This is a genomic window from Labrys sp. F242 (assembly GCF_057813875.1).
Genome location: NZ_JBVASG010000002.1, coordinates 129,622 through 154,031 on the forward strand (window position 1 = coordinate 129,622; position 24,410 = coordinate 154,031).

22 protein-coding genes are annotated in these 24,410 nt (G+C 64.8%); 7 read left to right on the forward strand and 15 right to left on the reverse strand.

Annotation, left to right across the window (positions count from 1 at the left end; all coding sequences use genetic code 11):
• Positions 1-74: 74 nt before the first annotated feature.
• From ACZYTC_RS16175 to ACZYTC_RS16190, 4 genes are all read right to left on the reverse strand, one after another.
• Complete coding sequence (locus tag ACZYTC_RS16175; RefSeq protein WP_441773350.1) at positions 75-1,262, reverse strand: lytic murein transglycosylase; 1,188 nt, start codon at positions 1,260-1,262, stop codon at positions 75-77.
• A gap of 144 nt (positions 1,263-1,406) precedes the next feature.
• Positions 1,407-1,991, reverse strand: coding sequence for a cob(I)yrinic acid a,c-diamide adenosyltransferase (locus ACZYTC_RS16180; RefSeq protein WP_434959467.1), 585 nt, complete (start codon positions 1,989-1,991; stop codon positions 1,407-1,409).
• A gap of 439 nt (positions 1,992-2,430) precedes the next feature.
• Complete coding sequence (locus ACZYTC_RS16185; protein ID WP_434959466.1) at positions 2,431-2,760, reverse strand: hypothetical protein; 330 nt, start codon at positions 2,758-2,760, stop codon at positions 2,431-2,433.
• Between the two features lie 106 nt (positions 2,761-2,866).
• Positions 2,867-3,058: a twin transmembrane helix small protein gene (locus ACZYTC_RS16190; protein WP_434959465.1), complete on the reverse strand. Its 192-nt coding sequence runs from the start codon at positions 3,056-3,058 to the stop codon at positions 2,867-2,869.
• Positions 3,059-3,265: 207 nt separating this feature from the next.
• Between ACZYTC_RS16190 and ACZYTC_RS16195 the strand changes: the two genes are divergently transcribed.
• On the forward strand, positions 3,266-4,213 hold the full coding sequence (locus ACZYTC_RS16195) for a PfkB family carbohydrate kinase (RefSeq protein ID WP_488990069.1): 948 nt from the start codon (positions 3,266-3,268) through the stop codon (positions 4,211-4,213).
• Positions 4,210-4,851 carry a bifunctional 4-hydroxy-2-oxoglutarate aldolase/2-dehydro-3-deoxy-phosphogluconate aldolase gene (eda, locus tag ACZYTC_RS16200; RefSeq protein ID WP_434959463.1) on the forward strand — a complete coding sequence of 214 codons (642 nt, stop codon included), beginning with the start codon at positions 4,210-4,212 and terminating at the stop codon, positions 4,849-4,851. Before ACZYTC_RS16195 ends, eda begins: the two co-directional genes overlap by 4 nt.
• Positions 4,852-4,938: 87 nt before the next feature.
• Here the strand turns inward: eda and ACZYTC_RS16205 are convergent, their stop codons facing one another.
• Together ACZYTC_RS16205 and ACZYTC_RS16210 are read right to left on the reverse strand one after the other, a co-directional pair.
• On the reverse strand, positions 4,939-5,712 hold the full coding sequence (locus tag ACZYTC_RS16205; RefSeq protein ID WP_434959462.1) for a transporter substrate-binding domain-containing protein: 774 nt from the start codon (positions 5,710-5,712) through the stop codon (positions 4,939-4,941).
• Between the two features lie 91 nt (positions 5,713-5,803).
• Positions 5,804-8,854, reverse strand: a complete 3,051-nt coding sequence (locus ACZYTC_RS16210; RefSeq protein ID WP_488990070.1) for an aminotransferase class III-fold pyridoxal phosphate-dependent enzyme — start codon at positions 8,852-8,854, stop codon at positions 5,804-5,806.
• Positions 8,855-8,992: 138 nt separating this feature from the next.
• On the opposite strand from ACZYTC_RS16210, the gene ACZYTC_RS16215 reads away from it, so the two are divergent.
• The gene (locus ACZYTC_RS16215) at positions 8,993-9,430 is read left to right on the forward strand and encodes an Lrp/AsnC family transcriptional regulator (RefSeq protein WP_434959460.1); all 438 of its coding nucleotides are present in this window, start codon (positions 8,993-8,995) and stop codon (positions 9,428-9,430) included.
• A gap of 34 nt (positions 9,431-9,464) precedes the next feature.
• On the opposite strand, the gene ACZYTC_RS16220 is transcribed toward ACZYTC_RS16215, so the two are convergent.
• The 3 genes from ACZYTC_RS16220 to ACZYTC_RS16230 all read right to left on the reverse strand — a co-directional run bounded on the left by ACZYTC_RS16220 (position 9,465) and on the right by ACZYTC_RS16230 (position 15,586).
• Entirely contained in the window at positions 9,465-10,577 is a 1,113-nt protein-coding gene (locus ACZYTC_RS16220; RefSeq protein ID WP_488990071.1) for a DUF4272 domain-containing protein, read from the reverse strand.
• Between the two features lie 311 nt (positions 10,578-10,888).
• The gene (locus ACZYTC_RS16225; protein WP_434959458.1) at positions 10,889-13,672 is read right to left on the reverse strand and encodes a DNA translocase FtsK; all 2,784 of its coding nucleotides are present in this window, start codon (positions 13,670-13,672) and stop codon (positions 10,889-10,891) included.
• A 369-nt stretch (positions 13,673-14,041) separates the two neighbouring features.
• The gene (locus tag ACZYTC_RS16230) at positions 14,042-15,586 is read right to left on the reverse strand and encodes an OpgD/OpgG family glucan biosynthesis protein (RefSeq protein ID WP_488990072.1); all 1,545 of its coding nucleotides are present in this window, start codon (positions 15,584-15,586) and stop codon (positions 14,042-14,044) included.
• 392 nt (positions 15,587-15,978) lie between these two features.
• Here ACZYTC_RS16230 and nhaA point away from each other — a divergent pair, with 392 nt between their 5' ends.
• The 3 genes from nhaA (at position 15,979) to ACZYTC_RS16245 (ending at position 19,248) form a co-directional block, all read left to right on the forward strand.
• Positions 15,979-17,142: a Na+/H+ antiporter NhaA gene (nhaA, locus tag ACZYTC_RS16235; protein ID WP_441773359.1), complete on the forward strand. Its 1,164-nt coding sequence runs from the start codon at positions 15,979-15,981 to the stop codon at positions 17,140-17,142.
• Positions 17,143-17,243: 101 nt separating this feature from the next.
• Positions 17,244-18,278, forward strand: coding sequence for an aspartate-semialdehyde dehydrogenase (locus ACZYTC_RS16240; protein WP_434959455.1), 1,035 nt, complete (start codon positions 17,244-17,246; stop codon positions 18,276-18,278).
• Between the two features lie 67 nt (positions 18,279-18,345).
• Positions 18,346-19,248, forward strand: a complete 903-nt coding sequence (locus ACZYTC_RS16245; RefSeq protein WP_488990073.1) for a DMT family transporter — start codon at positions 18,346-18,348, stop codon at positions 19,246-19,248.
• A 21-nt stretch (positions 19,249-19,269) separates the two neighbouring features.
• Here the strand turns inward: ACZYTC_RS16245 and ACZYTC_RS16250 are convergent, their stop codons facing one another.
• The 6 genes from ACZYTC_RS16250 to proB form a co-directional block, all read right to left on the reverse strand.
• Positions 19,270-19,809, reverse strand: a complete 540-nt coding sequence (locus tag ACZYTC_RS16250; RefSeq protein WP_434959453.1) for a YbhB/YbcL family Raf kinase inhibitor-like protein — start codon at positions 19,807-19,809, stop codon at positions 19,270-19,272.
• 34 nt (positions 19,810-19,843) lie between these two features.
• Positions 19,844-20,737, reverse strand: coding sequence for a helix-turn-helix transcriptional regulator (locus ACZYTC_RS16255; protein ID WP_488990074.1), 894 nt, complete (start codon positions 20,735-20,737; stop codon positions 19,844-19,846).
• A 67-nt stretch (positions 20,738-20,804) separates the two neighbouring features.
• Complete coding sequence (locus ACZYTC_RS16260; RefSeq protein WP_488990075.1) at positions 20,805-21,410, reverse strand: class I SAM-dependent DNA methyltransferase; 606 nt, start codon at positions 21,408-21,410, stop codon at positions 20,805-20,807.
• Positions 21,411-21,439: 29 nt separating this feature from the next.
• On the reverse strand, positions 21,440-21,739 hold the full coding sequence (locus tag ACZYTC_RS16265; protein ID WP_434959450.1) for a hypothetical protein: 300 nt from the start codon (positions 21,737-21,739) through the stop codon (positions 21,440-21,442).
• Between the two features lie 27 nt (positions 21,740-21,766).
• On the reverse strand, positions 21,767-22,192 hold the full coding sequence (locus tag ACZYTC_RS16270) for a VOC family protein (RefSeq protein ID WP_434959449.1): 426 nt from the start codon (positions 22,190-22,192) through the stop codon (positions 21,767-21,769).
• Between the two features lie 4 nt (positions 22,193-22,196).
• On the reverse strand, positions 22,197-23,345 hold the full coding sequence (gene proB, locus ACZYTC_RS16275) for a glutamate 5-kinase (RefSeq protein WP_434959448.1): 1,149 nt from the start codon (positions 23,343-23,345) through the stop codon (positions 22,197-22,199).
• Positions 23,346-23,632: 287 nt separating this feature from the next.
• Between proB and ACZYTC_RS16280 the strand changes: the two genes are divergently transcribed.
• A complete protein-coding gene (locus ACZYTC_RS16280) occupies positions 23,633-24,337 on the forward strand; it encodes a cysteine hydrolase family protein (protein ID WP_488990076.1) in 705 nt (234 codons plus the stop codon).
• Positions 24,338-24,410 lie beyond the last annotated feature (73 nt).

Sequence of the window (24,410 nt, forward strand, 5' to 3'; positions counted from 1 at the left end):
AAGTGATGCCGCAGGCGCAATCATCATAATGGCTGATGGCAACTATGCCCTGGAAAAATAGCCCTTTTTGGCGATCACCCCCGTTTAAGGGCCGTCAGGACCTTCAGCCCAGGGTGGCCGGTGACCGGCAGGCCGAGCCGGCGCTGCACATCGCGTATCGCCTGGATGGTCTTGTTGCCGATCGAGCCGTCGGGCGTACCCACATCGTAGCCCTTGCGTGCCAGTAGGGCCTGAAGTTCCTTGCGTTGCGCCCGCGACAGGCCGGGATCATCGGTTGGCCATGGCGTTGCGAAGGGGCTTCCACCCCGGATACGGTCGGACAAATGGGCGATCGCCAGCGCGTAGGACTCGGCGGCGTTGTAGGAATAGATCGCATCGAAATTGCGGAACACCACGAAAGCCGGCCCTTCCGGTCCGGCCGGCAGCAGGATCGCGGCCCGGGCATTGCCGCCCTGCAGCGGAGCGCCATCGATACGGGTCACGCCCATCGCGGCCCAGGAGCCGAGCGGGCGCTTCTTGGTGCGTCCGGCCAGCCCCGCCTTGAAGCCGGGCGGCAGGCGCACCTCATAGCCCCAGCGCGTGCCGGAAGCCCAGCCAGACCGGGCCAGATAGTTGGCGGTGGAGGCGAGTGCATCGGGCACGGAATCGACCACATCGCGCCGTCCGTCGCCGTCTCCGTCCACGGCGAGGCGCAGGAAGGTCGAGGGCATGAACTGGGTATTGCCGAAGGCACCGGCCCAGGAGCCAACCAGATGATCGGGATTGACGTCGCCGCGCTGGATGATCTTCAGCGTGGCGATGAGCTCACCCTGGAAATAGGCCTGGCGGCGGCCGGCATAGCAGGAAAGCGTGGCCAGTGACTGCACCAGCGGGCGCGTGCCCTTGCTCTCGCCGTAGTTGGACTCGACGCCCCAAACCGCGACCACCACGGCCGGGTCGACGCCATAGCGCCGCTGCACGCCCGAAAGCACCGAACCATATTTGGCCAGCATCTGCTTGCCGTCGGCCACGCGTTGCGTATCGACCAGCGAGGCCATGTAGTCCCAGATCGGTGTCTTGAACTCGGGCTGCTTGTTCATCGCATCGATCACGGTCATGTCCGGCTGCAGGCCGCTGAACTGCCGGTTGATCACGGACGACGATACCCCCGCCGCACCAGCGCGCGCGCCGATGGCTGAAAGGCACTGTTGGAAGGAAGCTGATGACGCCGGCAGAGCCGAGAGGGCGAGCAGCGCAAGGGCGGGCAGGACTGACTTTTTCATGGCCTCGATCATGATTCATCAAGGTAAATGAAAGATGGCCAAACCGGCCGAAATGGGGTGGGGCCGGATTAATTACGCGCAATGATTGCGCGGACATGACGGAGGCGGGCGCAAATACCTTCTCCCCTTGCGGTAAAAGGGAGCTCACCCGTTTGCGCCGGGTACCCAGAGCACGTCGCCGCTTGCCTTGTGGTTGAGGTAGCGGCTGGCTACGAACAGATGGTCGGAGAGGCGGTTGACATAAGCGAGCGCCTCGGCGGAAACCAACTCGCCCACAGATTGCGACAGCGCCACCATCACGCGCTCGGCCCTGCGGCTGACGGTGCGGGCCATGTGCAGATAACTGGCGCAAGGCGTACCGCCCGGCAGCACGAAGCTTTTCAGCGGCGCAAGATCGGCATTCATGGCGTCGATCTCCTGCTCCAGCCGGTCGACCTGGGCCTGCACGATGCGCAGCGGCGCCCAGGTGATCTCCTTCTCGCCGCCCTCGGGCGTGCATAGATCTGCGCCAAGATCGAACAGATCGTTCTGGATGCGGGCGAGCATGGCATCGACATCGACATCCTCGCGGCCGGAATACTGGCGGGCAAGGCCGACCACGGCATTGGCCTCGTCAACCGTGCCGTAGGCCTCGACCCTCAGATCGGCCTTGGACCGGCGTTCGCCGGTACCGAGACCGGTGGAGCCGTCATCGCCGGTACGGGTGTAGATCTTGTTGAGACGAACCATTGCGCTTGCCTGACACTGTTTCGATTTCAGGGATCATTGTCATTGCGAGCGCGAGGAAGCAATCCAGGGACCGGGAAACGCAGGGGCTAAAATCGTCGCCCACTCGCCTGCCGTCCGGTTAGTGGCCCGGCCAGGAGAGCATCCGGCCGGGCCTTTTGCCAGCGCCACGTTATCCCCAACAGGCGCCAGCCGGGCGGACCGTAGGGGGCGGAAGTAACTCAAACGTAAACGCAGGAAGATTTACGGCGCCGACCGCGCAATGGATGGGATCCATTGCCGCGCGAAATCTCGGCCCCACTTCCTCTGCCCGGCGGGAAACCAAGCTCCCGACGCTATATATCGATTAGAGTGACGAAATATCGCGCTCTGATGGGGCGATTCCATTGGCCAATGCGGGTGACGCGACGAAGTCTCAGGCCGCCGGGTATCCCAGATATGATCATTGGCTCAGAGCACCGCCAAGAATGGCGCCAAGGGCGAACGCTGCCGCCGGGTACCACAAGCCGTCGCGGTTGCGACGATAACCGGGCCGGTAGTCACGATAGCCGCGATATCCGCGGTAATAGCCGGCGCCATCAGGCCTGCGATTTGGTCCCCAGCCCCTGGGATAACGGTCAGGCCCCCTGTGTTGTCCACCCCATGTGCCGGAACGATGATCTCTCCAGTCACGCTGCTGTTGTTCGCGTGGAAAGAAATTTTGCGCCTGGGCGCTTGCCAATGGAGCAGCAATTACCAATGAAGCCAACGCAATCTTCAAAAAATTCTTCATGAATCGTTCCTCGGTTAATACGCGAGCCGAGGTTACGTTACGAAATCTGAATGTAAGATGAAGCCTATATTCAGGACATCACAGGCCTGAGGAAAATTTCCGTCACTTATTTGTGAGCAAAATAGATCGCCGCCATGATGATGACGATCGCCACGGCCTGCAGCAGCACGCGCAGTTGCATCAGGCGCTGGGAACGCCAGCCATCGCCGCCCTTGAGCATGTTGTGCAGGCCGAGGCCAAGCACGATGGCAACCGCCAGGATGGCGAAGGGCACGAGAATATAGAAGAACTTGGCCATCTGGCGGTTCTATGCCCTCGTTTAGCCCACGTCGAGACCGATCTGGGGCACGGTCGAAAAAGTCGCGGGCCTGACTGTGCCCGATTACGTGCGTGGCCTTTCGTCCCGGGCCGGTGCAATGCTATGACAAATGCGATCATCAGCTCGAACACCGCGCCGCGGCCCCCTTCGTCCGATGACACAGCTTCATCGCGCAGGGAGACAAGGGTGCCCGATTCAGCCGGCAAGGTCGTGCATGTGGTGTGCTGCGGCGCCTCCTCCTTCGATTCGATCTTCCAGCTCGACACGCTGCCGACCGGTCCTGGCAAGGTCCTGCCCAGCCGGGTGACCGAGGTGGCCCACGGCATGGCCGCCAGCGCCGCCGCCGCGATCGCCAGGCTCGGTGGCCACAGCGCGCTGTTCTCGCGTGTCGGCGATGATGCCATCGGCGAGCGCATCGTCGCCGATCTCAGCGCAGCGGGCATCGACTGCCGCTTCATCCGTCGGGCGCAAGGCGCACGCTCGCCGATCTCGACCGTACTGGTCGACCGTCATGGTGAGAGGCTGGTGGTGCCCTATTATGATCCAGCGCTCGGCCAGGATCCGTCCTGGCTACCGCTCGAACTGGTCGCCCGCGCAGATGCCGCCCTCGTCGACATACGATGGCCCGAAGGCGCGGCCGCCGTGCTGAAGGCCGCACGCGCCGCAGGCCGCCCCGCCGTGCTCGATGCCGATACCGGCCCAGCCGTCGTGACGGTGGAACTTGCTGCGCTGGCGAGCCATGTCGTCTTCTCCGAACCGGCGGCGCTGGCGCTAAGTGGTGCTTCGAGCCCCAGTCAGGCCCTGCGCGCGCTGGCCGGACGTTTTGGCGGATTCCTCGCCGTCACCGCCGGCCCGGAGGGCTGCTTCTGGCTCGATCGCGAAAGTGACCGGATCGAGCAGTTGCGCCCACCTGCGGTTGATGCGGTTGACACGCTGGCGGCTGGCGACGTCTTCCACGGCGCCTTCACTCTCGCTATCGCCGAGGGCACCGACATCCCACGCGCCATCGCCTTCGCCAATGTCGCCGCCGCCCTGAAATGCCGCAGCTTCGGCGGGCGGCTGGGCACGCCCGACCGGACCGAGGTGGAGGCGATGCTGTCGAGTTTGAAAAAAACAGGTCTGGAGGAAAGATGACGACCATTGCCGAATTGCGGGCCTGCCTCGCCGAAACCCCGATCCTGCCGGTGATGGCGATCAAGGATCCGGACGAGGGCCTCGCCGACATCGATGGCCTGGTGGCGGCGGGTGCGCCAGTGATCGAGATCCTTTTCCGGACGCCTGAGGCCCCGGCAGCGCTCAAGGCGGCCAAGGCACGCCATCCCCATTGCCTGTTCGGTGCCGGCACCATGCTGCTGGCGAGCCATGTGCGCCTCGCCCTCGACGCCGGCGCGGATTTCACGGTCAGCCCCGGCCTCACGCCCGCTCTGCAAGCGCTGGTGGCGGGCAGTGGCCTCCCGCATATCCCCGGCGTACAGACGGCCTCGGAGACGATGCAGGCCTACGAATATGGCTATACGCTGATGAAATATTATCCCTCGGAGGCCTCCAACGGCCCTGCCGTGCTGGCTGACTACGCCAACATCTTCGAGGGCGCCGGCTTCGTCACCACCGGCGGCATCGATACAACCCTGCTGCCGGCCTATGGCGCGGTGCGCAACATCGTCGCCGTCGGCGGCTCCTGGATGCTGCCCTCGCGCCACACGCCCGGCTCACCCTGCCTGCGACAGCAGGCCGCCATCTTCAAGGCGGCGCGCACTGCCGCCGAGGGATGAGAGGAAGGAAGATTCCCGGATGCGCGGACATCGCAGCACCATGCATGCCGTGACACCCGCGTATCCGGGAATAATGGTGTCTCTATTTCACTTCGGCGGCGTGCCAACCTCGAACTTGAAATATTTCTTGGCCATCGGTTCGAATTCGCCATTCTTGTAGATGGCGCGGATGGCGTCGTCGAAGGCCGCCTTCAGCTTGGTGTCGTCCTTGCGCATGCCGCCGCCGATGCCGGTATCGAAGCTCGGATCCTTGGGGAAATCCTTGACCTCGCAGCAGGCACCGTCAGAGCTTGTGAGGAAGCCCTGCATGCCCACGGCATCGCCGATGATCAGGTCGATGCGCCCGGCCGCCAGGTCCGAATTGGCGGTATCCTGCTGGCTGTAGACCTTCAGGGTCGCCTCCGGATGGGCTTTCTCGATATAGGCGGCATGGATGGTGCTCACCTGCGCGCCGATGCTCTTGCCGGCGAGGCCGCCGGAGCCGAAGTCGAACTTGTCGGCCTTGTTGCCGATGAACACGGATGGTGTGTTGTAGATCGGAAGGGTGAAGGCGATCTGCTTCTGACGCTCCGGGGTGATCGACATCGAGCCCCAGATCACATCGATCTTGCCGGCCTGCAGAGCCGGCATCATGCCGTCCCAGGCCATGGGCGTGATCTGGCAGTCGAGCTTCGCGGTCTTGCACACCGCCTTGGCATAGTCGAGCGCAAAGCCTTCCCACTCGCCCGAGGCATTCTTATAGGCGATCGGCGGGTAGGGTTCGGCAGCGATACCGACCTTCACGGGATCGGCCTGGGCCGTGGCGGTGACGGCGATCATAGCCGCGCCGGCGAGCAGTGTCGCGAGCGTCTTGGTCTTCATGGCAGGTATCCTCTCTCTGGTTTTTCCCGAATACATTCGAGGCATCCGGGTCGTCTTGGTGTCGGATAGCGGTTGACAAAAGCCTTCTCCCCTATCTCCGCGCCGCTACCTCCTCGAAGGTCTCTTCCAGGACCTCCATGAGCAGATCGGCATCGGCCTTGGCGAAGATCATTGGCGGGCGCAGCTTGAGGACGTTGTCATGCGGCCCCTCGGTGCCCATCAGCACGCCGCGCCGGCGCGCGCCGTTGTTGACAGCCCGTGCGAAGTCGGTCGCCGGCTCCTTGGTTTTGCGGCCGGTGACCAGCTCGATGCCGAGGAAGAGCCCCTGCCCGCGCACGTCGCCGATGATCTCGTACCGCTCCTGCAGTTTGCGGAAACGAGCCAGGAGATAGTCGCCCATCCCGAGCGCATTGGCGCGCAGATCCTCACGCTCGATCACGTCGAGCACGGCAAGACCGACGGCACAGGAAACCGGATTGCCGCCGAAGGTGTTGAAATATTCCATGCCGTTGTTGAAGGAGGCGGCGACGTCCTTGGTCGTCACCACAGCGGCCATTGGGTGGCCGTTGCCGATCGGCTTACCCATGGTGACGATGTCGGGCACCACGTCCTGCAGCTCGAAGGCCCACCAATGGCTGCCGACGCGCCCGAAGCCGACCTGCACCTCGTCGGCGACGCACAGGCCTCCGGCCGCCCGCACCATGGCGTAGACCTGCTTCAGATAGCCCTCCGGCAGGAAGACCTGGCCGGCGACGCTGGGGATGGACTCGGCCATGAACAGGCCGGGCGCCTTGCCCTGCCGCTTCATCTCATCGATCTGCTCGGCCACGCTCTGCGCATAGCGGCTGGCGATCTCCTCCACCGGCCAGTCCGCCGGGGCACGATAGCTGTCGGGGATGGCCGCCTCGAAGACATGCGCCTTGCGGCCCTCGCCGCCCTTGCGCTTGTACTTGTAGGGGCTGAGGTCGATCAGGGCCTGGGTGGTGCCGTGATAGGCCCAGTCCAGCACGATCGCTTCGTCCCGGCCGGTATGGGTGCGGGCCATGCGCAGCATCAGGCTGTTGGCCTCGCTGCCGGTGCAGGCAAAGCTCGCCACCGTCAGGTCGCCGGGCAAGGTGGCGGTGAGCCTTTCGGCATAAGCAACGATGTTGTCGTGCAGATAGCGCGTATTGGTGTTGAGGATTCCAGCCTGCCGCGCCAGAGCCTCCACCACCTCGGGATGGGCGTGGCCGAGATGGCAGACATTGTTGAAGCAGTCGAGATAGGCCCGGCCGCGATCGTCGATCAGCCAAACGCCCTCGCCGCGCACGAACTTGATCGGCTCCTGATAAGAGATCGAGAGGTTGGGCAGCAGCCCGCGCTTGCGCTCGGCCACGATCGCCTCGCGGCTGCGGCCGCTCTGGTGGAAGGTCTCGGGCGGTACGCCGGCGAAATCGGCCGGATCGGGGAAAAGCTCGGCCCATACAGGCAGATAGGGCGCTTCGCCGACGCCGAGGATCTCGGTGGCCGTGAGACCGGTCGCGGTTGAAAGCTGCAGGTGCAGATGCGGCGCCCAGCCGCCATTCTCGCTCGGTGCGCCCATTTCACCGACGAGGTCGCCGGCTTCCAGGCGGTCGCCCGGCTCGAGGCGCCCGACCGCCTCATGGGCCAGATGGCCCCAGAGGCTGACGAAGGGCGGGCAGCCCTCCGGCCGATGTTCGAGCTTGATCAGACAGCCATAGCCGAGCGCCTCGGTCTCGATCACGACTTCCTTCACCGTCGCGGCGAGAGGCGTGAACAGCTTGGTGCCGGCAGGCAGGAAGAGATCGAGGCCGAGATGGCGCGTGCGCCGCGTGCCCGCTATCAGGCGGGATTCGAACATCGGGCTGGTGTAGACGGTGCGTTCTTCGCCCCAGGGACCGATGCCGAGATCGATGCCCTCGCTCTGGCAATGTGCATCCCACCAGGCTGTCGCCTTCCCCGGCTCTTCGGCCGCCGAGGCCACGGTCATGGGATTGGCCGGGTCGCCATAAGGCACCAGCCCCTTGCGCATCCGGGCCGGATGCTGCGACAGGACGGAGCGGAAGCGCTTGGCCTCGGCGCGGATCCAGCCGATCGCGGCCCTGGAGCCCGGCACGGCATCAAAGCCGCAGGCCTGGCGCAGGATCGCGGTCGCGAAGACCGGGTTGATGGCATCGAGCCGCTGCAGCAGCGCCCAGGCCGGGGCTTCGCTGACGGTGAGATAGGGATTGTCCGCGACCTTGTCGTGACGCTGGGCCGACATCGTCACACTGGTGGCGAGGCGCATGGCGATCAGGTCGAAGAGGACGTCGATCTCCTGCTCCTGCAACGGATAGGCGCCGTGGAAGCCGGCGACGATGGCGGCGGCGGCCCCGATCGGATCGGGAAGATCGAGGATCGAATAGGCGCAGGCGACGGCGACTTCCGCGATCAGCAGGGAATGCAGGGCATCACCGAAATCGATCAACCCGGCGACGCGGCCCGAGCCATCTGCATCGACAAGCACGTTCCAGTCATTGGCGTCGTTGTGGATGACGGCGGCGCGCAGGGTCGGCAGGCTCGGCGCCACCTTCGCGTCGAAACGGTCGAGGAAGCGGGTCAGCAAGGCCCGCTTTTCAGGATCGGTGACGAAATCGAGGCGCTGGCGCGACTGGCCCGCCGTACGGATGTCCCACTCGAAGGTCCGGAGCGCGCCAGGATGGATGAAGCCCTGCATGGCGCGGTCGAGCTCACCGAGCACGCGGCCGAGATCGGCGAGGGTCTCGAGCGTACGCTCCGCCTTGGCAAGCGGCTCGCCGAGCTGCCAATGCACCATGCGCGCCCGGAACGGACCGCCTTCAGCCTCGATTTCGGCGAGGGCTTTTCCGTCACGCGTGCGCTTGAGCCGAGGCACGGAGAGACCCGGCGCATGCTCGGCGAGATGCTCGAGCAGGGCGGTCTGGAAGTCGCTCTGCTCCTGCGGCTCGCTCGCATTGACGATCTTGAGCACGAAGCCCGGCTCGCCCGGCACGACGATGCGGAAATTCTGGTCGCGCTCGCTGGCGAGAGGGCTGATGTCTCCCTCGACGCCAAAAATGTCCCGCGCGATCGCTTGCGCCTCGGCTGGAGACAGGGACGGCGCGGGATGAGTGAGATCGGTCATGGAAACAGCTTTTCGGCGAGGCTACGATGGCGCCAAGCTTCACCCGGACCGCCCGGCGAGGCATCCGTTTATCGGCCGGTTCGACCGGACGTTTGCCGGCTTTGACCGGCAATCCGTCGGCGGCTATGAAAGGCCGCGATGAAGGATCTCGACGACAAAGACCGCGCCATTCTCAGCATCCTGACGCGCGATGCCAAGATTCCGCTGAAAACCCTGGCGGGCCGCATCGGGCTGTCACGCAGCGCCACCAGCGAGCGCGTGCTGATGCTGGAAAAGGCCGGCATCATCCGCGGCTACCGCGCCGATGTCGGCTCGCTCGACGAGGGCACGGTCGGCGCCTTCCTGATGATCAACCTGGTGCGAACCCCCGCCCCCCGCGTGCTCGACCAGCTCGCCGCCTATCCGGAGGTCAGGCGCGTCTCCTCGATCGGCGGCCAGCTCGACCTCGTCGTCGAGGTAGAGGCCCCCTCGATCGGCCGCCTCAACACCATCCGCGACAGCGTCGCCTTGCTCGAGGAGGTCGACGACCTCACCACCGCGATCGTGCTGCGGCGCGACATCGACAGGACGGGGTGACGGCGTTTTCCGGGTGCCCGGGCATCCCTTCCCCTCAGGTGGGCGTATCCGTATCGTCCCAGGCCGTACCGGGCGGATTATGAAAGCCGGTCAGCCAATTGAGGGCGAAATGGCGTTCCATCACGATGTCGGCGTTGAGGCCCGCCACGGCGGTGCCGCTCTGCTGGGCCTGCCTGACGATCCAGTGCTGGCGCCAGGTCAGATCGAGTGCCTCGAGTATCGCTTCGGCCGGCCGCAGGCTGGCACGTCCAGGTAGGGCATCGTCATGCGCCGCCTCCAGCATCGTTTGCGACAGGGCAGCGGCATCAGCCGGCCGGTCGGCCGGGCCAAGTTCCGCGCCCTCGAGCGACAGGGCCCAGGCCAGCACGTTGAGGGCCTCGTAGCGCCAGCTCATGGCCATGGCCGCCTCACGGTCGGGCTCGGCAGCCTTGATGAAGGCTGTTTCCTTTGGGGTCAGTGCCGCGATGCCGGCGGGATTGCGCTCACGCAACTGGGCCAGCAAGCTCCCCTGGCCGGCGCCGACCGACTCGCCCTGTACCGCCACGCAGACCAAGGCAAGGGCGCGTTGCAGAACCTCGCTCGCCGGCCGCTGCGCATATTCCCCAACGCCGAGAGCGGGCGGCATGCCGCCGGGGGGCTTGGGGGTAAAGCCATCCAGCGCCGCAAGCGTGCGTGCCCGACGCTCCAACGCATCGGGCGGATAGGGCAAGGCAGCATCCACATCGGCGTCGCCATCGGCCGCCATCAGAACATCCATTTCGGGTGTACACACCGAGCCGTCGGGCAGGAACAGCACGGCATTGGCCCGACGCACCCAGTTCCCCATCGCCGGCAAGTCGTCATCGGCAACGGTGAAGCTCGCCTGGTTGCGTACACGCTGGATATGGCGCCACAGGTGATAGCGCAGCGCCGTCATCCTGCCATCGCCGCGGCCGAGGACATAGCCGGCAAAACCTTCGAGATGGCCGGCCATCTCGGGATCGGACAGGTCGCGCCGGTTGATCAGCTGATGCGGAAAGTCGAGCGGCGGCAATTCGCGCAAAGTGGCATAGGCATTGACGAGCCAAGGTTCGTCATCTGCCTCCGCCTCAACCTCCATGGCGGGTTTTGCCGCGCCGCGCCCGAAAATCCGAGAAAGAATGCCCAACCGCCGCGCCTCCCGCCGTCGAATGTCATATCGCAACGGCAGCAGGCCAATCGACTCAGGTCAAGCAGGATTTGGCGATTGCGCCATGCTCAGGTTCCCCGGGATACAGGGCGCCGTTCGATCTGGTGGCTAGCCTCCTCTGGGGTGGGCTTGCGATTCCAGGCCTGTCAGCCGAAACGAATAAGGCTGGTCGCGCCATCCCTCCCGGTGTACGGGCATCGTGCCCGTTCCTGGAATCGCTGCGGTGCGGATCGGAGGAACGAGCTTCGCCACATGCAATCCGGTCGCCGTGATACCCGTGCACCGGCTTCCTATTCCTCTTCCTCCCCGGCTTCCTCCTCGCCGTTCCGCACGTCACGGCTGTAGACCAGGATCTCGCGCTTGCCGGCGTGGTTGGCCGGGCCGACGATGCCTTCCTTCTCCATGCGTTCCACCAGCGAGGCGGCGCGGTTGTAGCCGATCTGCAGGCGGCGCTGGATGTAGGAGGTCGAGCACTTCTTGTCGCGCATCACCACCTTGAGCGCCTGGTCGTAGAGATCGCCGCCCTCTTCGGCACCCATCGCGGTCTTGTCGAACACGGCACCGTCGGCGGCATCGTCGTCGCCTGAATCGTCCTCGTCGGCGGTGACGGAGTCGAGATAGTCAGGCCGGCCCTGGGCCTTGAGATGGGTGACTACCTTCTCCACCTCCTCGTCGGAGACGAAGGGGCCGTGCACGCGCGAGATACGCCCACCGCCGGCCATGTGCAGCATGTCGCCCTGGCCGAGGAGCTGCTCGGCGCCCTGCTCGCTTATGATGGTGCGGCTGTCGATCTTGCTGGCGAGCTGGAAGGAGATGCGGGTGGGGAAGTTGGCCTTGATCGTGCCGGTGATGACGTCGACCGACGGGCGCTGCGTCGCCATGATCAGATGGATGCCGGCGGCGCGCGCCATCTGGGCCAGACGCTGGATCGACCCTTCGACGTTCTTGCCCTCCTGGATCATCAGGTCGGCCATTTCGTCGACGATGATGACGATATAGGGCACCGGCGAGAGGTCCATCTCCTCCTGTTCGTAAAGGGCCTGGCCCGTCTCCTTGTCGAAGCCGGTCTGCACCGTGCGCAGCACCGTCTCTCCCTTGGCCTTGGCCTCGGCGGCACGCTGATTATAGCCGTCGATGTTGCGCACGCCGAGCTTGGCCATCTTCTTGTAGCGCTCTTCCATCTCGCGCACTGCCCATTTGAGCGCGAGCACCACCTTCTTCATGTCGGTGACGACGGGCGCCAGCAGATGGGGGATGCCGTCATAGATGGAGAGTTCGAGCATCTTGGGATCAACCATGATCATGCGGCACTCCTCCGGCTTCAACCGGTAGAGCAGCGACAGGATCATGGTGTTGATGGCGACCGACTTGCCCGAGCCGGTGGTGCCGGCCACCAGCAGATGGGGCATCTTCTCGAGCTGAGCCATCACCGGCTCGCCGCCGATGGTCTTGCCCAGCGCCAGCGCCAGCTTGAACTTCGACCTCTCGAAGTCTTCCGAGGCCAGAAGCTCACGGAAATACACCATTTCGCGCTTCGAATTGGGCAGCTCGATGCCGATGACGTTGCGGCCAGGCACCACGGCGACGCGGGCCGACAGCGCCGACATCGAGCGGGCAATGTCGTCGGCGAGGCCGATCACGCGCGCAGCCTTGATGCCGGCGGCGGGCTCGAGCTCATAGAGCGTCACCACCGGCCCGGGGCGCACATTGATGATTTCGCCGCGTACGCCGAAATCCTCCAGCACGCCCTCGAGCAGGCGGGCATTCTGCTCCAACGCTTCCTGGGAGACGCCGACGCCGCTCTGCTTGCGCGGCTCGCTCAGCAGGGATAGCGGCGGCAGTTCGTAGCGATGCTCGAAAGGAAAGTCGGGCTCGCTCTCGCGCATCAGGCGCTTGCCCGGCTTCACCGCCGCGCTCGGCTGCGCTACCCGCGTCGTGGTGATCGCGGGCTCGATCCGGCGCGCGGCTTCCTCGGCGCTGATCAGGGGCCGGCGCTGCGGCTGCAACGGCGGCAGATCGTCGTCGTCGTCATAGGGCCGATAGTTCGGCTGGTTGCCGGAATATTGATCGATCGCCTCGGGCAATTCCTCGCCATCAAGCGAAACAGCCTCATGCGGGCGCCTGGCATCGGCGCGCGGGGCAGTGCGAGGCATAAAGGCCGGCTCGCGGCGCGCGGGCTCGGGTTCGGCCTGCGCGGAGACGGGACGGGCGATCAGATGGGCCGCGGCCTTCACACGCGCGAAAAGGTCGGAGATGCCGCCGGGGCGGTACATCGGCGGCTCGCGACCATTGCGATCCAGACGCTGGCGGTCGATCCGGCTGGGCGTGACCTTGACGCGCTTGCGGAAGAGCGCGCTCTTGGCCATCAGGCCCCAATGCATCAGGGCACCGAGCACGGCGGAACGCTCGTCGTCCTCGTCCTCCTCCTCGCTCATGCGGCGCGGCTGGCCGCGGATGCGCATCGGCATTTCCGGCGCCGGACGCTCTTCTTCGCGATATTGGAAGAAGAAGCCGGCGGCGATGGCCAGGGTGAAGAAGGCCCCCAAGCCGAGCGCCAGCGTCAGCACGGCCTGGCCGATCACCGACTTGCCGGCGAAGAACAGCGGCGTGAACAGATAGAACACCCAGTCGCCGACGGCGCCACCCAGGCCCGTGGGCAACGGCCAGCGCGAGGTGACCGGCAGGCCCGAAAAAAAGCCGGCCGCCAAAAGAACGCCCCCCACCAGACAGATCAGACGCATGCGCTGGGAATCGAAGGCCTTGTGCGCCAGCAGGCGCCAGCCAAGGAAGGCGATCGGTGCCAGTAGCGCGATCGAGGCAATGCCGAACATCTGGGTGAGGAAATCGGCGGTGACGGCACCGGAAAAGCCGAGCCAGTTGCGGATCGGCAGGGCGCCGCCGACATGGTTGTAGCTGGCATCCTGCACCGACCAGGTCGCCAGCGCGATCGCGGCCAGACCCGACAGGCCGATCAGCGCCATGCCGAGCAGTTCGTTCAGCCTGCGCGTCAGCATGCTCTTCAGTTCGTCGGGAAGAGCGTAGCTTTGTGCAAAGCCGCGTCGCATGGTCCGCATTGCCGTAACCTCAAAGTTGCAAGGTGCGGCAATCCGGATCGGATCGAGATGTCCTCACGGAAATCTGACGGGAACGCAACACCACTAGCCCAGGCTCACGCTAGGCAAGGTGGGTTAAGGGCCGGTTTATGGCAAGGCAGCGCCTATTCGCGGTTGGGCGGCGGTCTTTTTGTGCCGTTTTCCTACCATGTGCAGCGTTTCCAAGAGGCGGATGAGACGTCCGCGCACCCGGGACATGAGCCTCCCCTTCCCCCAACGGAGCCGGAAGTTACGGGGATGGTTTATACGGCGTAAATTTGGTGCCCCTCGGAGCGCGGACATCTTGTCCGCCTCTTCTTCACCCGCGCAGCGCGTCCGCGCTCCACTCCATCACACAGGCTGCGCCGAATCGAGCCGGTAGGTCCAGGTTTCCGTCAGCGTCTCCGAGCCCAGACGCAGGAAGGCGCGCAGGTCGATATCTTCGCCGGGCGGCGGCTCGGCATCGAAGCTGGCGCGTACGCCGTTGATGGCGGGATTGGCCACCACCACCGGGTTCGACACCGTGCCGCTGGAGCCCCAGATCACCAGTTCGACCTTGCTGACGTCGAGGGCGACATCTCCAAGCCGGTCGCCGACGAAATCGATCAGGAAGCGGGTGACGTTGGGCTTGCCGACCGTGGTGGCGGCGGCATTGTGGGTCTCGAACGTGGCGTAGACCTGGCCGCCCTGGTGCAGCGGGCTCGAGACGGCATGGATGACATAGGAAATCTGCGTCTCGCTGCCGGCCTTGGGCTGGATGTCCGGCACCCAGGAAGCCACGACATTGTCGTCGGTCTCGGCGTTCGAATGCAGTTCCACCAGCACCACGCGCCCCTGCCCGAGCCGGTTCTTCATCTCGACCCAATAGCCGGGGCGCTTGTCGTAGAGGGCCTCGAGATCCTGATAGTTGCCGAAGGCGCGGTCACGCTGGATCAGGCCGAAGCCCTTGATGTCCTTGGAAAAGAAATTGGCGACGGAATTGCGCGTGGGATTGCGCAGCGGGCGCCACAACCATTCCCCGCCCTCGGACTGGATGGCCAGGCCATCGGAATCATGCACTTCGGGGCGGAAATCCCGCGGGCGATTCAGGGTATTTTCGCCATAAAGGAACATTGAGGTCAGCGGTGCCAAGCCCATCTCCTTGAGGTCCTTGCGTGCGAAGAGCGTGGCCTGCACCGCAACGTCGTCGCCGGTACCCGGTTCGAAGGTGAAGCGATAGGCGCCGGTGACGGAGGGGCCGTCCAGCAGGGCATGCACGGCGATGCTGCCCTGGCCCGCTGTCGGAGTCTCGACCCAGAATTCGACGAAATCGGGAAATTCTTCCCCCGGTCCGCCCGAACCCAGCGAAAGACCGCGCGCGGAGAGGCCGTAATGCTGGCCCTTGCCGAGGAAGCGGAAATAGCTGGCGCCCAGGAAGGCGGCGAGTTCATCCATCTTGCCGCTGTGATTGAGCGGATAAAGCAGGCGGATGCCGGCAAAGCCCAGCGAGGTCGGCAGGCCCTGAGGCGGCCCCCTGTCACCGAAATCGAACAGATCGGGCGAATATAACAACGGGGTGACCACACCATTGGCCACCAGATTCACGCGGGCCTGATGCTTGAAGATGCTGCCGCGATGGAACAGCTGCAGGCCAAAATTCGAGCCACCATCCCGCAACAGGGTGCGGTCGGTGCGAAAATTGATGCGGCGGAAATCGTCATAGCTCAGCCCCTTCAGGCTCTCCGGCAGGGCTTCGCCCGGGCCGACATAGGGCTTGCCCGCCAACTCCCTCGCCTTGGCGATCACCGTCTCCGGGCCAAAGGCATCCGTCGCCGCCAGGGCGCTGCCCCATCCGCTCGCCAGGCTCGCACAGGCCGTTCCGGCCAGTTGCAGGGTGGCACGTCTGGTGAGGTCCATTTCAAAGCATTCCCATTTCAAGGCCGAAACATCGATGAAGACAGTCACGGCTGCAATTTCACGTTGCAGGAATTGGGCCCTGCCAAAATGGCTGGATTTTGTTGCAAAAATGACGCGGCGGGGGTGCTGTTCCCTAAGGATCGCAGGCATTCTTCGCCGAATAGGGCATAGAAATGCAGTGGGCCGGTCTTTGGACCGGCATCGCGCGCACCAATGGACGCCCTGTGCGGGATATCCGATTTGCAAATGCCGGTCTGAAGACCGTCACACCGAACCCTCCCGAAAACGCTGTCAATTGCGGCGGGTTTTTTCTACCCTTTCAGGATACTCCGACGATTCCTGGGAAATGCGCAGCCTGAGACGGGTTTCCCGAACTGTAAGGACCCTGATTCATGCCTCAGACCCGCCGCCCATCCTTTCTCAGGAGCTTCCTCGCCACCGAGGCGGCCGGCGGCATCATCCTGATGGCGGTGGCGGCGCTTGCCTTGATCGTGGCCAATTCACCGCTGGGCGAAGCCTATTTCCACACGCTCCATCGCTATGTCGGCGGCCTCAGCCTGCTGCACTGGATCAATGACGGGCTGATGGCGCTGTTCTTCCTGCTGGTCGGCCTGGAGATCAAACGCGAGGTGCTGGACGGCCAATTATCGAGCTGGCCGCGCCGAGCCCTGCCGGGCATCGCCGCGATCGGTGGCATGGTGGTACCGGCCCTGATCTTCGTGGCGATCAACTGGCGAGCCGAAGGCACGCTGCAGGGCTGGGCCATCCCCTCGGCCACCGACATTGCCTTCGCCCTCGGCGTGCTCGCTTTGCTCGGCCCGCGCGTGCCGGCCTCGCTGAAGATCTTCCTGACCGCGCTGGCCATCATCGACGACCTCGGCGCGGTGGTGATCATCGCGGTGTTCTATACCGCCTCGCTCAACATCTGGATGCTCAACGGCGCGTTCGCAATCTTGGTCGTGCTTGCCATCATGAACCGGCGCGGCGTCACCTTCCTGCCCGCCTATCTTGCGCTCGGCGCCGTGTTGTGGGTGTTGACCTATCTGTCGGGCGTGCACGCCACCTTGGCCGGCGTGGCCCTGGCCTTCACCATTCCCCTGCGCCGCAAGGGCGGGCATGAACACGACCACACCCCGCTGCACAAGCTCGAGCACGGATTGCACCCCTGGGTGACCTATCTGATCGTACCGATCTTCGGCTTCGCCAATGCCGGTGTCGCCCTCGGCGGCCTGTCACTCGGCAGTCTCGCCGATCCGGTCACCCTCGGTGTCACGCTCGGTCTGTTCGTCGGCAAGCAGATCGGCGTCTTCCTCTTCGCAGCCTTCGCCATCCGGATGAACTGGGCCGAACTGCCGGCCAACGCCAATTGGCGCCATCTCTATGGCGTGGCACTGCTCTGCGGCATCGGTTTCACCATGAGCCTGTTCATCGGTGGCCTCGCCTACGCCAATGCGCCCACCCTGCTCGACGAAACCAAGATCGGCGTGCTGCTGGGCTCGATCCTCTCGGCCGTGTTTGGCGCAATCTTGCTGCGAACGACCAAGCCGGAACATTAAACGTTCAATTGCATGCGGCGGCGCACAATGATATTCCAGCCCGCCGTCCCCATATGGGATCGGTTGTACATCCGACAATTCACGGAGAAGGACTTAAGACAGTGGGTTACAAGGTCGCCGTCGTGGGCGCCACAGGCAATGTGGGCCGCGAAATGCTGAACATTCTGGCCGAGCGGGCATTCCCCGCCGATGAGGTGGTTGCACTGGCTTCGCGCCGCAGCCTGGGCACGGAAGTTTCGTATGGCGACAAAACGCTGAAAACGCGGGACCTTGCGACCTATGACTTCTCCGATACCGACATCGCCCTGATGTCGGCCGGCGGCGACGTGTCCAAGGAATGGTCGCCGAAGATCGGCGCGCAGGGCTGCGTCGTCATCGACAACTCCTCAGCCTGGCGCTACGACGCCGATGTGCCGCTGATCGTTCCGGAAGTGAATGCCGACGCCATCGTCGGCTTTACCAAGAAGAACATCATCGCCAATCCCAACTGCTCCACCGCCCAGCTCGTGGTGGCGCTGAAGCCCCTGCATGATCGCTTCGGTATCAAGCGCGTCGTCGTCGCCACCTACCAGTCGGTCTCCGGCGCGGGCAAGGAGGGTCTCGACGAGCTCTTCGCCCAGACCAAGGCTATTTATGTCAACGGTGCGATCGAAACCAAGAAGTTCCCCAAGCGCATCGCCTTCAACGTGATCCCGCATATCGATGTCTTCATGGAGGACGGGTACACGAAGGAAGAGTGGAAGATGGTGGCCGAGACCAAGAAGATCCTCGACCCCAAGATCAAGCTGACCGCGACCTGCGTGCGCGTGCCAGTGTTCATCTCCCATTCGGAAGCCGTGAACATCGAGTTCGAGAAGCCGGTGACGGCCGACGAAGCCCGCGACATCCTGCGTTCGGCGCCGGGCTGCCTGGTGATCGACAAGCGAGAGCCTGGCGGATACATCACGCCCTACGAGGCTTCCGGCGAGGATGCCACCTATATCTCGCGCATCCGCGAGGACATCACGGTGGAGAACGGCCTGGACATGTGGGTGGTCTCCGACAATCTGCGCAAGGGTGCCGCGCTCAACGCGATCCAGATCGCCGAGGTGCTAATCAACCGCAAGCTGCTCCGGGCCAAGAAGAAGGCGGCCTGAAGGTCTGAGGTTTGAAAGCCGCCGTTCGGGCAACCGGGCGGCGGCTTTTGTTTTTTCGAGAGCGATCATGTCCAGCGCCGATTCCGCCGCTCACCGCCCCGCTTTGCCCTCCTCCGTGCTGGCGGCCCTGTTCGTACCCCTATGGTCGACAGGCTTCGTCACGGCACGACTGGTAGCGCCACACGCCGAGCCCCTGACCTTTCTCGGTCTGCGCTTCGTGGCGGCGGGCTTGCTGCTCGGCCTCTATGCGTTGTGGAGCGGTGCCTCTTGGCCCCAGAGCGGCCGGGCCTGGCTGGATGCCCTCGTCGCTGGTTTCCTGATCCATGGCCTCTATCTCGGCGGCGTGTTCTGGTCGGTGTCGCACGGCTTGCCCTCGGGCATATCGGCCCTCATCGCCGGCCTGCAGCCGCTGCTCACCGGCCTGCTGTCCAAGCCCTTGCTTGGGGAAGAAGTCTCGGGCAGGCGCGCGCTCGGCATCGTCATCGGTGCTGTCGGCGCGGGACTGACCCTGGTTCCCAAGCTCGGGGCTGGTGGCGACGGCGGCATTCCACTCCTGCCGCTCGCCGTCTGCACCCTCGGCATGGTGGCGATCACGCTCGGTACCATCTGGCAGAAACGCCGCGGGCGCGGGGCCGATCTCGCCACCAACACCGCCGTGCAATATGCCGGCGCCATGGTGCCGATCGTCATCGGTGGCCTGCTGACCGAGAGCGGTCATTTCGACTGGACCTCCGCCGCCGCCTGGACGGGCCTGATCTGGTCCGTCTTCGGCATGTCGATCGGCGCCATCCTGCTCCTGATGGTACTGATCAAGCGCGGCGCAGTCGCCCAGGTCGCGGCCCTGCTCTATCTCGTGCCCGGCGTCTCCGCCTTGATGGCCTGGGGCATGTTCTCAGAGGCGCTCACGCCCCTCCAGATCGCCGGCCTCGCCATCGCAGCGCTCGGCGTGGCGGTAGCCAACAAGGGATAAGAGGGCCGCGCCTCGCTCCCTCTACTGCCCATAGGTCGCCGTGAGCGTGGCCGAGGCCAAGGCATTGGCGTGGACCATGAAGCCGATCATGGCGCCACTGGCAGTGGCGGGCAGATCGAGCTTGGCCACCTTCAGCGCGGTGATCGTCAGGACATAACGATGGGCCGGGCCCGGCGGCGGGCAGGCCCCCATGAAGGCGGGCATGCCCGCATCGTTGCGCCCCTGCACGGCGCCCGACGGCAGCGACTTGCCATCCCCAGCGCCGGACTGCAGGGATGTCGCCGAGGCCGGGATGTCGAACACGATCCAGTGCCACCAGCCCGACCCCGTCGGCGCGTCGGGATCGTAGAGCGTCACCGCATAGCTCTTGGTGCCTTCAGGCGGATCCTTCCAGCTCAAGGCGGGCGAGACGTTTCCGCCCGAACAGCCAAAGACATTGGACACCTGTGCCTTGGTGAGGGTAGCGCCCTCGCCAATGTCGGTGCTGGTCAGTTCAAAAGCTGAGGCCGGCTGGGTCGCGGCCAGTCCCAGCGCCAAGGCGCCGGCCAGGATGTGTTTCATGATCAAGCTTCCTTCGTTCAGGGAAGCCATCCTGTCATCCCGCTATGATCGCGGCAGCGCCGTCCAGCTCAAATTTCGTGCTGTTTCGCTCAAAGTCGCGATGATGCCCCCTGATCTCACTAGGCGCAAAACCAAAGCGATTGCGAAACCGCACGGAAAAGCGCGACGCCGACTCATAGCCGACATCGAGGGCAATCTGCGTGACCGGCTGGTCTGTCGACTGCAGCAGATAGAGCGCCGCCGTCATGCGGACATCGATGAGCAGGTCGGTGAAGCTGGTGCCTCGTTCCGCGAGATGGCGGCGCAGGCTCGGCTCGCTCATGCCGATCGAAGCGGCGACAGGGGCCGCGCGCCATGAACGGGCAGGCTCGGCCACCAGCATCCGGCGCAGACGCACCACGAGATCGTCGCCGCCAGGCTGCTCGAAGCGATAGCCGAAGCCGTCGAGCCAGAGCAGTATCTCGCGGACACGGGCAGCGGCCACCGGCTCAGGCAAGGCATCCCGATCCGCGATGGCCCGGATGGCTACGTCACAGGCCAGCCGGAACGCGGCCGGCGAATCAGTGAGAACCTCAATCCTGCGGAGGGGCGGTGCGCCGCCGGCCTGGAATTCACGAGCGAGACCGGGAGCGAAATTCAGGGCAAGGGCGCGATAGGGGCCATCGGCGGCCGGCTCGTTGATCACGTCGAAGTCGCAGCCATCCGGCACGAGCACCACCTGGCCGACGGATGCCGTCAGCTCCACATTACCGCTGCGGATGATCTTGCGGCCGCTCTCGACCAGCACCAGACCGGGACCGTCGGAGGCGAGCCTGCGGCATAAGAGAGAGGCATGCTGCACGACCTCCGCCACGCTGCCGATGCCGGACCGCGAACGGATCGTCCGACCCAGCGCCAGATCGTCCTGGGAGGTGTCGATGTTGCTCACGCTTCTCGCCCCGTATCAAAGCAGCGGCGGCCATCCGGGAATATGGCTTCAAAAGCTAAATACCGGTTCAGGCGAGCCGGGCGAACCAGATTGTCGACCCGCCGCAATCGGGATCCTCCACCATATGTGAGACGATATCAAAGCCATTGGTCTCCAGCAGCCCGCGATAGTCTCCCGGGTCCAGGCTGCCGTGATAGAGCGACGCGCCCTGGAAGGCACCGATTGCCTCGCCATGCCCGGTGCCGCTGGTGAAGATCAGCGCCGCCTTCGGATTCGCATGGCGGCGGAAGATCGGGAACATGCCCCGCTGGTCTTCCGGAGGCAGATGGAAAAAGCTGTTCCAGGCGATGATGCCGTCGAAAGTCCGCCCGAGCGCCAATGTTCGCATGTCCCCAACCAGCCAATCATGGGCCGGGAAGCGCGCCTTGCAGAGTTCGACCAGGGACGGAGCGGCATCCAGGCCGGTGACCCGATGCCCCCGTTCGATACAATGGCGGGCGATCGGTTCACCGGCTCCACAGCCGATATCGAGGACCGAAGCTCTCTCGGCAGGCAGAAGCGCCAGAAAGCGATCGAGCCAGGCGATTTCGGGAAAATTGCGGCGCCGCAATTCGTCCCAGGCACCGGCATGGGCTTCATAAAGGCTCACGACCTGGTCTGCGGCGCCGCCCATTGTTTTGCCTGATGGCGCAGACGGCAGCCTCAGCCGCCCTGGTAGATATAGTAGCGCACGCCGTTGCCCGGGTCGACGAAGCTGGTCTTGGTGCGGTCGCGCACCTTCTGCCCGGCCGTGAAGCGGCGGCAACGGCCATCGGCCATGTGGTTGTCGAACTCGCGCTGGAACTTCTCCCCGGAGGCATGCAGCGTGCCGACATGCTGCTGGGTGCGGCAGGCCACGAGAGGCCGCTCCAGCCCGCGCGTGACCGTCTCCACCTTTGGCGGCGTCGTGGAACAGGCGCCCAGCATGGCCAGGGGGGCGAAAAGCGTGCAGAGACGGAGCATGAACTGTCCTTGAACGAGGTGGGAGGCCTATTCTTCCACAACGGCGTCGTGGCAGCATACGCAGAGCTTGTTGCCGTCGAGATCGCGGAAATAGGCACCGTAATAATGGACATGATACTCGGGCCGCAGCCCGGGTGCACCCTCGCTCGTGCCGCCATGGTTAAGGGCTGCTTGCCAGGCCCGCTCAACCGCCGGCCGATCGGGAGCCAGCAGCGCGATCATCGGACCGTTACCAGGCGCCGGCGCCTGCCCATCGAAGGGCCGCCCGATCAGGAAGATCGGGCGCGAGGCGCCCGGCCTGATCCAGCCTGCCCAAGAGCGTTGATTGGAGCGTTGATTGGGAGGTTCGTCCTCGCGAAAGCGCAGCACCAGTCCGAGTTCCCCGAGCACCGCCTCGTAGAAGCGGAAGGCCGTGTCGAAATCACGGACGCCGAGGAAGGTGTGCGAGATCACCGCCCTACTCCACCGTCACGGTGCTGAGGTCCTCAAAGCGGCTGAACAGCGCCATGTCGTCGCGATGGATCATCTCGCTCGGGCCGGCCCAGCCGAGGATGTCCTCGATGCTGCGGCTCTTCTTGCCGGCGATCTGGGCGGCTTCGCCGATATCGTAGGCCACCAGGCCGCGGCCGACTTCGGCGCCGGAGGGATCGCGAATGATCACGGCATCGCCCTGCGAGAAGGTGCCTTCCACCCGCTTCACCCCGGCCGGCAGCAGGCTTGCGCCGCCCCGCAGCGCCTTGGCGGCGCCGGCATCCACATGCAGCGTGCCGCGCGGTTCGAGATGGCCGGCGATCCATTTCTTGCGAGCGGTAACGGGATTGGAGGGTGTCAGGAACCAGGTGCAGGGCCCGCCTTCCTCGATGCGCAGCAGGGGCGAATCAACCTTGCCCGAAGCGATCACCATGGTGGTGCCGCCGCCCACGGCGATCTTGGCCGCTTCCACCTTGGTGCGCATGCCCCCGCGCGAGAGCTCGGAGCCGGCATCCCCAGCCACGCCCTCGATCGCAGCAGTGATGCGCTGCACAACCGGGATCAGGGTGGCGGCGGGGTCCAGATGTGGCGGCGCGGTATAGAGGCCATCGATGTCGGAGAGCAGCACCAGGCAGTCTGCCCCCGCCATGGTGGCCACCCGGGCGGCCAGCCTGTCATTGTCTCCATAGCGGATCTCGGTGGTGGCGACGGTGTCGTTCTCGTTCACCACAGGCACGCAATGCATCTCCAGGAGCTTGTCGATGGTGCGGCGAGCGTTGAGATAGCGCTTGCGCTCCTCGGTATCGCCGAGCGTGACCAGGATCTGGGCTGCTGTCAGGCCTTGCGCCCCCAGGGTCTCGGCCCAGGCCTGCGCCAGGCCGACCTGGCCGACCGCTGCCGCTGCCTGGCTCGATTCCAGCGCGAGCGGCCCTTTCGGCAGTTGCAGCAGCGTGCGCCCCAGCGCGATGGCGCCCGAGGAGACCACGATCACCTGAGCACCGCGCTCAGTGTGGCGGGCGAGATCGGCCACCAGGGACGCCAGCCATTCGCGGCGCAACTTCCCCTTGGCCTGGTCGACCAGCAGGGAGGAACCGATCTTGACGACGATGCGACGGAAGGAACTGAGTTCGGGCATGGCGGGACGGAGCTGAAGCGTGGCGGGAGGCGCGGTGGCAACGCCACCATGCCTGATAACACGGCCTAATGCGGCAATCGCCGTTCGACAAGCGCAAACACGATGCAGCGGACGAACAGGCAGGCGTGGGAACGCCCTCTCCCGTGCGCAGCATAGCCAGACCACTGTCTTATCTGCGCGAACACCGTGTTCGACCGGCCGACCTTCCGCGCTCCCGCGGGCCGTAGCTAGATATCCCGCAGGATAACCCGCCTCGCGGCGGGCAAACATCAAAAGGTACCCCGCAAATGTCCGCTACCGGTTCCACGGTTCATCTCGACGCAACACCGGCGCCGATTTCCTTCGACCCGGCGAAAAGCGCCGTCATCGTCGTCGACATGCAGAATGACTTCTGCAGCAAGGGCGGCATGTTCGATCTGGCCGGCCATGACATCGGCCTGGCACGCGACACCATTCCCCCCATCGCAAGGCTGCTGGCCGGAGCCAGGCGCGCCGGAATGCATGTCGTCTATCTCGTCCATGGTTTTCTACCCGACCTGTCCGATGCCGGCGGCCCGCGCAGCAGGAACTGGCTGCTGAACAAGGATCTCAATATCGGCAAGGAGATCATTGCCCCGGACGGATCGAAGGGAAGGATTCACATCCGCAACACCTGGAATACCAAGGTCGTGGACGAATTGAAGCCCGAGCCTACCGACCTCATTGTCTACAAGAACCGTTTCAGCGGATTCTATGCCACTGACCTCGACGAACAATTGAGAGCGCTCGGCGTCGACACGCTCTTCCTTACAGGAACGACCACGAGCGTCTGCGTGGAATCCACGCTCCGGGATGCAAGTTTCAGGGATTATACCTCCGTATTGCTGGCCGATTGCATGGGTGAAGCCCTCGGCGAAGAATTTCATGCTGCGTCCCAGACGGTGATCGCGACCCGGTTCGGCTGGGTTTCGCAGTCGTCCGACCTGCTTCGGCAGCTCAGCGGCGCACGCTGAGCGAGCCTGAAGACCCGGTCGGTTCCCGGCCTTGCTTTGCAACATGAGTGGATCATCCGATATGGCGAGCTCC

What these genes read in the sequence shown, in the direction of transcription:
- ACZYTC_RS16175 (WP_441773350.1), bottom strand. Translation starts at nt 1,262, where the DNA reads ATGAAAAAGTCAGTCCTGCCCGCCCTTGCGCTGCTCGCCCTCTCGGCT.
- ACZYTC_RS16180 (WP_434959467.1), bottom strand. Translation starts at nt 1,991, where the DNA reads ATGGTTCGTCTCAACAAGATCTACACCCGTACCGGCGATGACGGCTCC.
- ACZYTC_RS16185 (WP_434959466.1), bottom strand. Translation starts at nt 2,760, where the DNA reads ATGAAGAATTTTTTGAAGATTGCGTTGGCTTCATTGGTAATTGCTGCT.
- ACZYTC_RS16190 (WP_434959465.1), bottom strand. Translation starts at nt 3,058, where the DNA reads ATGGCCAAGTTCTTCTATATTCTCGTGCCCTTCGCCATCCTGGCGGTT.
- eda (WP_434959463.1), top strand. Translation starts at nt 4,210, where the DNA reads ATGACGACCATTGCCGAATTGCGGGCCTGCCTCGCCGAAACCCCGATC.
- ACZYTC_RS16205 (WP_434959462.1), bottom strand. Translation starts at nt 5,712, where the DNA reads ATGAAGACCAAGACGCTCGCGACACTGCTCGCCGGCGCGGCTATGATC.
- ACZYTC_RS16210 (WP_488990070.1), bottom strand. Translation starts at nt 8,854, where the DNA reads ATGACCGATCTCACTCATCCCGCGCCGTCCCTGTCTCCAGCCGAGGCG.
- ACZYTC_RS16215 (WP_434959460.1), top strand. Translation starts at nt 8,993, where the DNA reads ATGAAGGATCTCGACGACAAAGACCGCGCCATTCTCAGCATCCTGACG.
- ACZYTC_RS16225 (WP_434959458.1), bottom strand. Translation starts at nt 13,672, where the DNA reads ATGCGGACCATGCGACGCGGCTTTGCACAAAGCTACGCTCTTCCCGAC.
- ACZYTC_RS16230 (WP_488990072.1), bottom strand. Translation starts at nt 15,586, where the DNA reads ATGGACCTCACCAGACGTGCCACCCTGCAACTGGCCGGAACGGCCTGT.
- nhaA (WP_441773359.1), top strand. Translation starts at nt 15,979, where the DNA reads ATGCCTCAGACCCGCCGCCCATCCTTTCTCAGGAGCTTCCTCGCCACC.
- ACZYTC_RS16245 (WP_488990073.1), top strand. Translation starts at nt 18,346, where the DNA reads ATGTCCAGCGCCGATTCCGCCGCTCACCGCCCCGCTTTGCCCTCCTCC.
- ACZYTC_RS16250 (WP_434959453.1), bottom strand. Translation starts at nt 19,809, where the DNA reads ATGAAACACATCCTGGCCGGCGCCTTGGCGCTGGGACTGGCCGCGACC.
- ACZYTC_RS16260 (WP_488990075.1), bottom strand. Translation starts at nt 21,410, where the DNA reads ATGGGCGGCGCCGCAGACCAGGTCGTGAGCCTTTATGAAGCCCATGCC.
- ACZYTC_RS16265 (WP_434959450.1), bottom strand. Translation starts at nt 21,739, where the DNA reads ATGCTCCGTCTCTGCACGCTTTTCGCCCCCCTGGCCATGCTGGGCGCC.
- proB (WP_434959448.1), bottom strand. Translation starts at nt 23,345, where the DNA reads ATGCCCGAACTCAGTTCCTTCCGTCGCATCGTCGTCAAGATCGGTTCC.
- ACZYTC_RS16280 (WP_488990076.1), top strand. Translation starts at nt 23,633, where the DNA reads ATGTCCGCTACCGGTTCCACGGTTCATCTCGACGCAACACCGGCGCCG.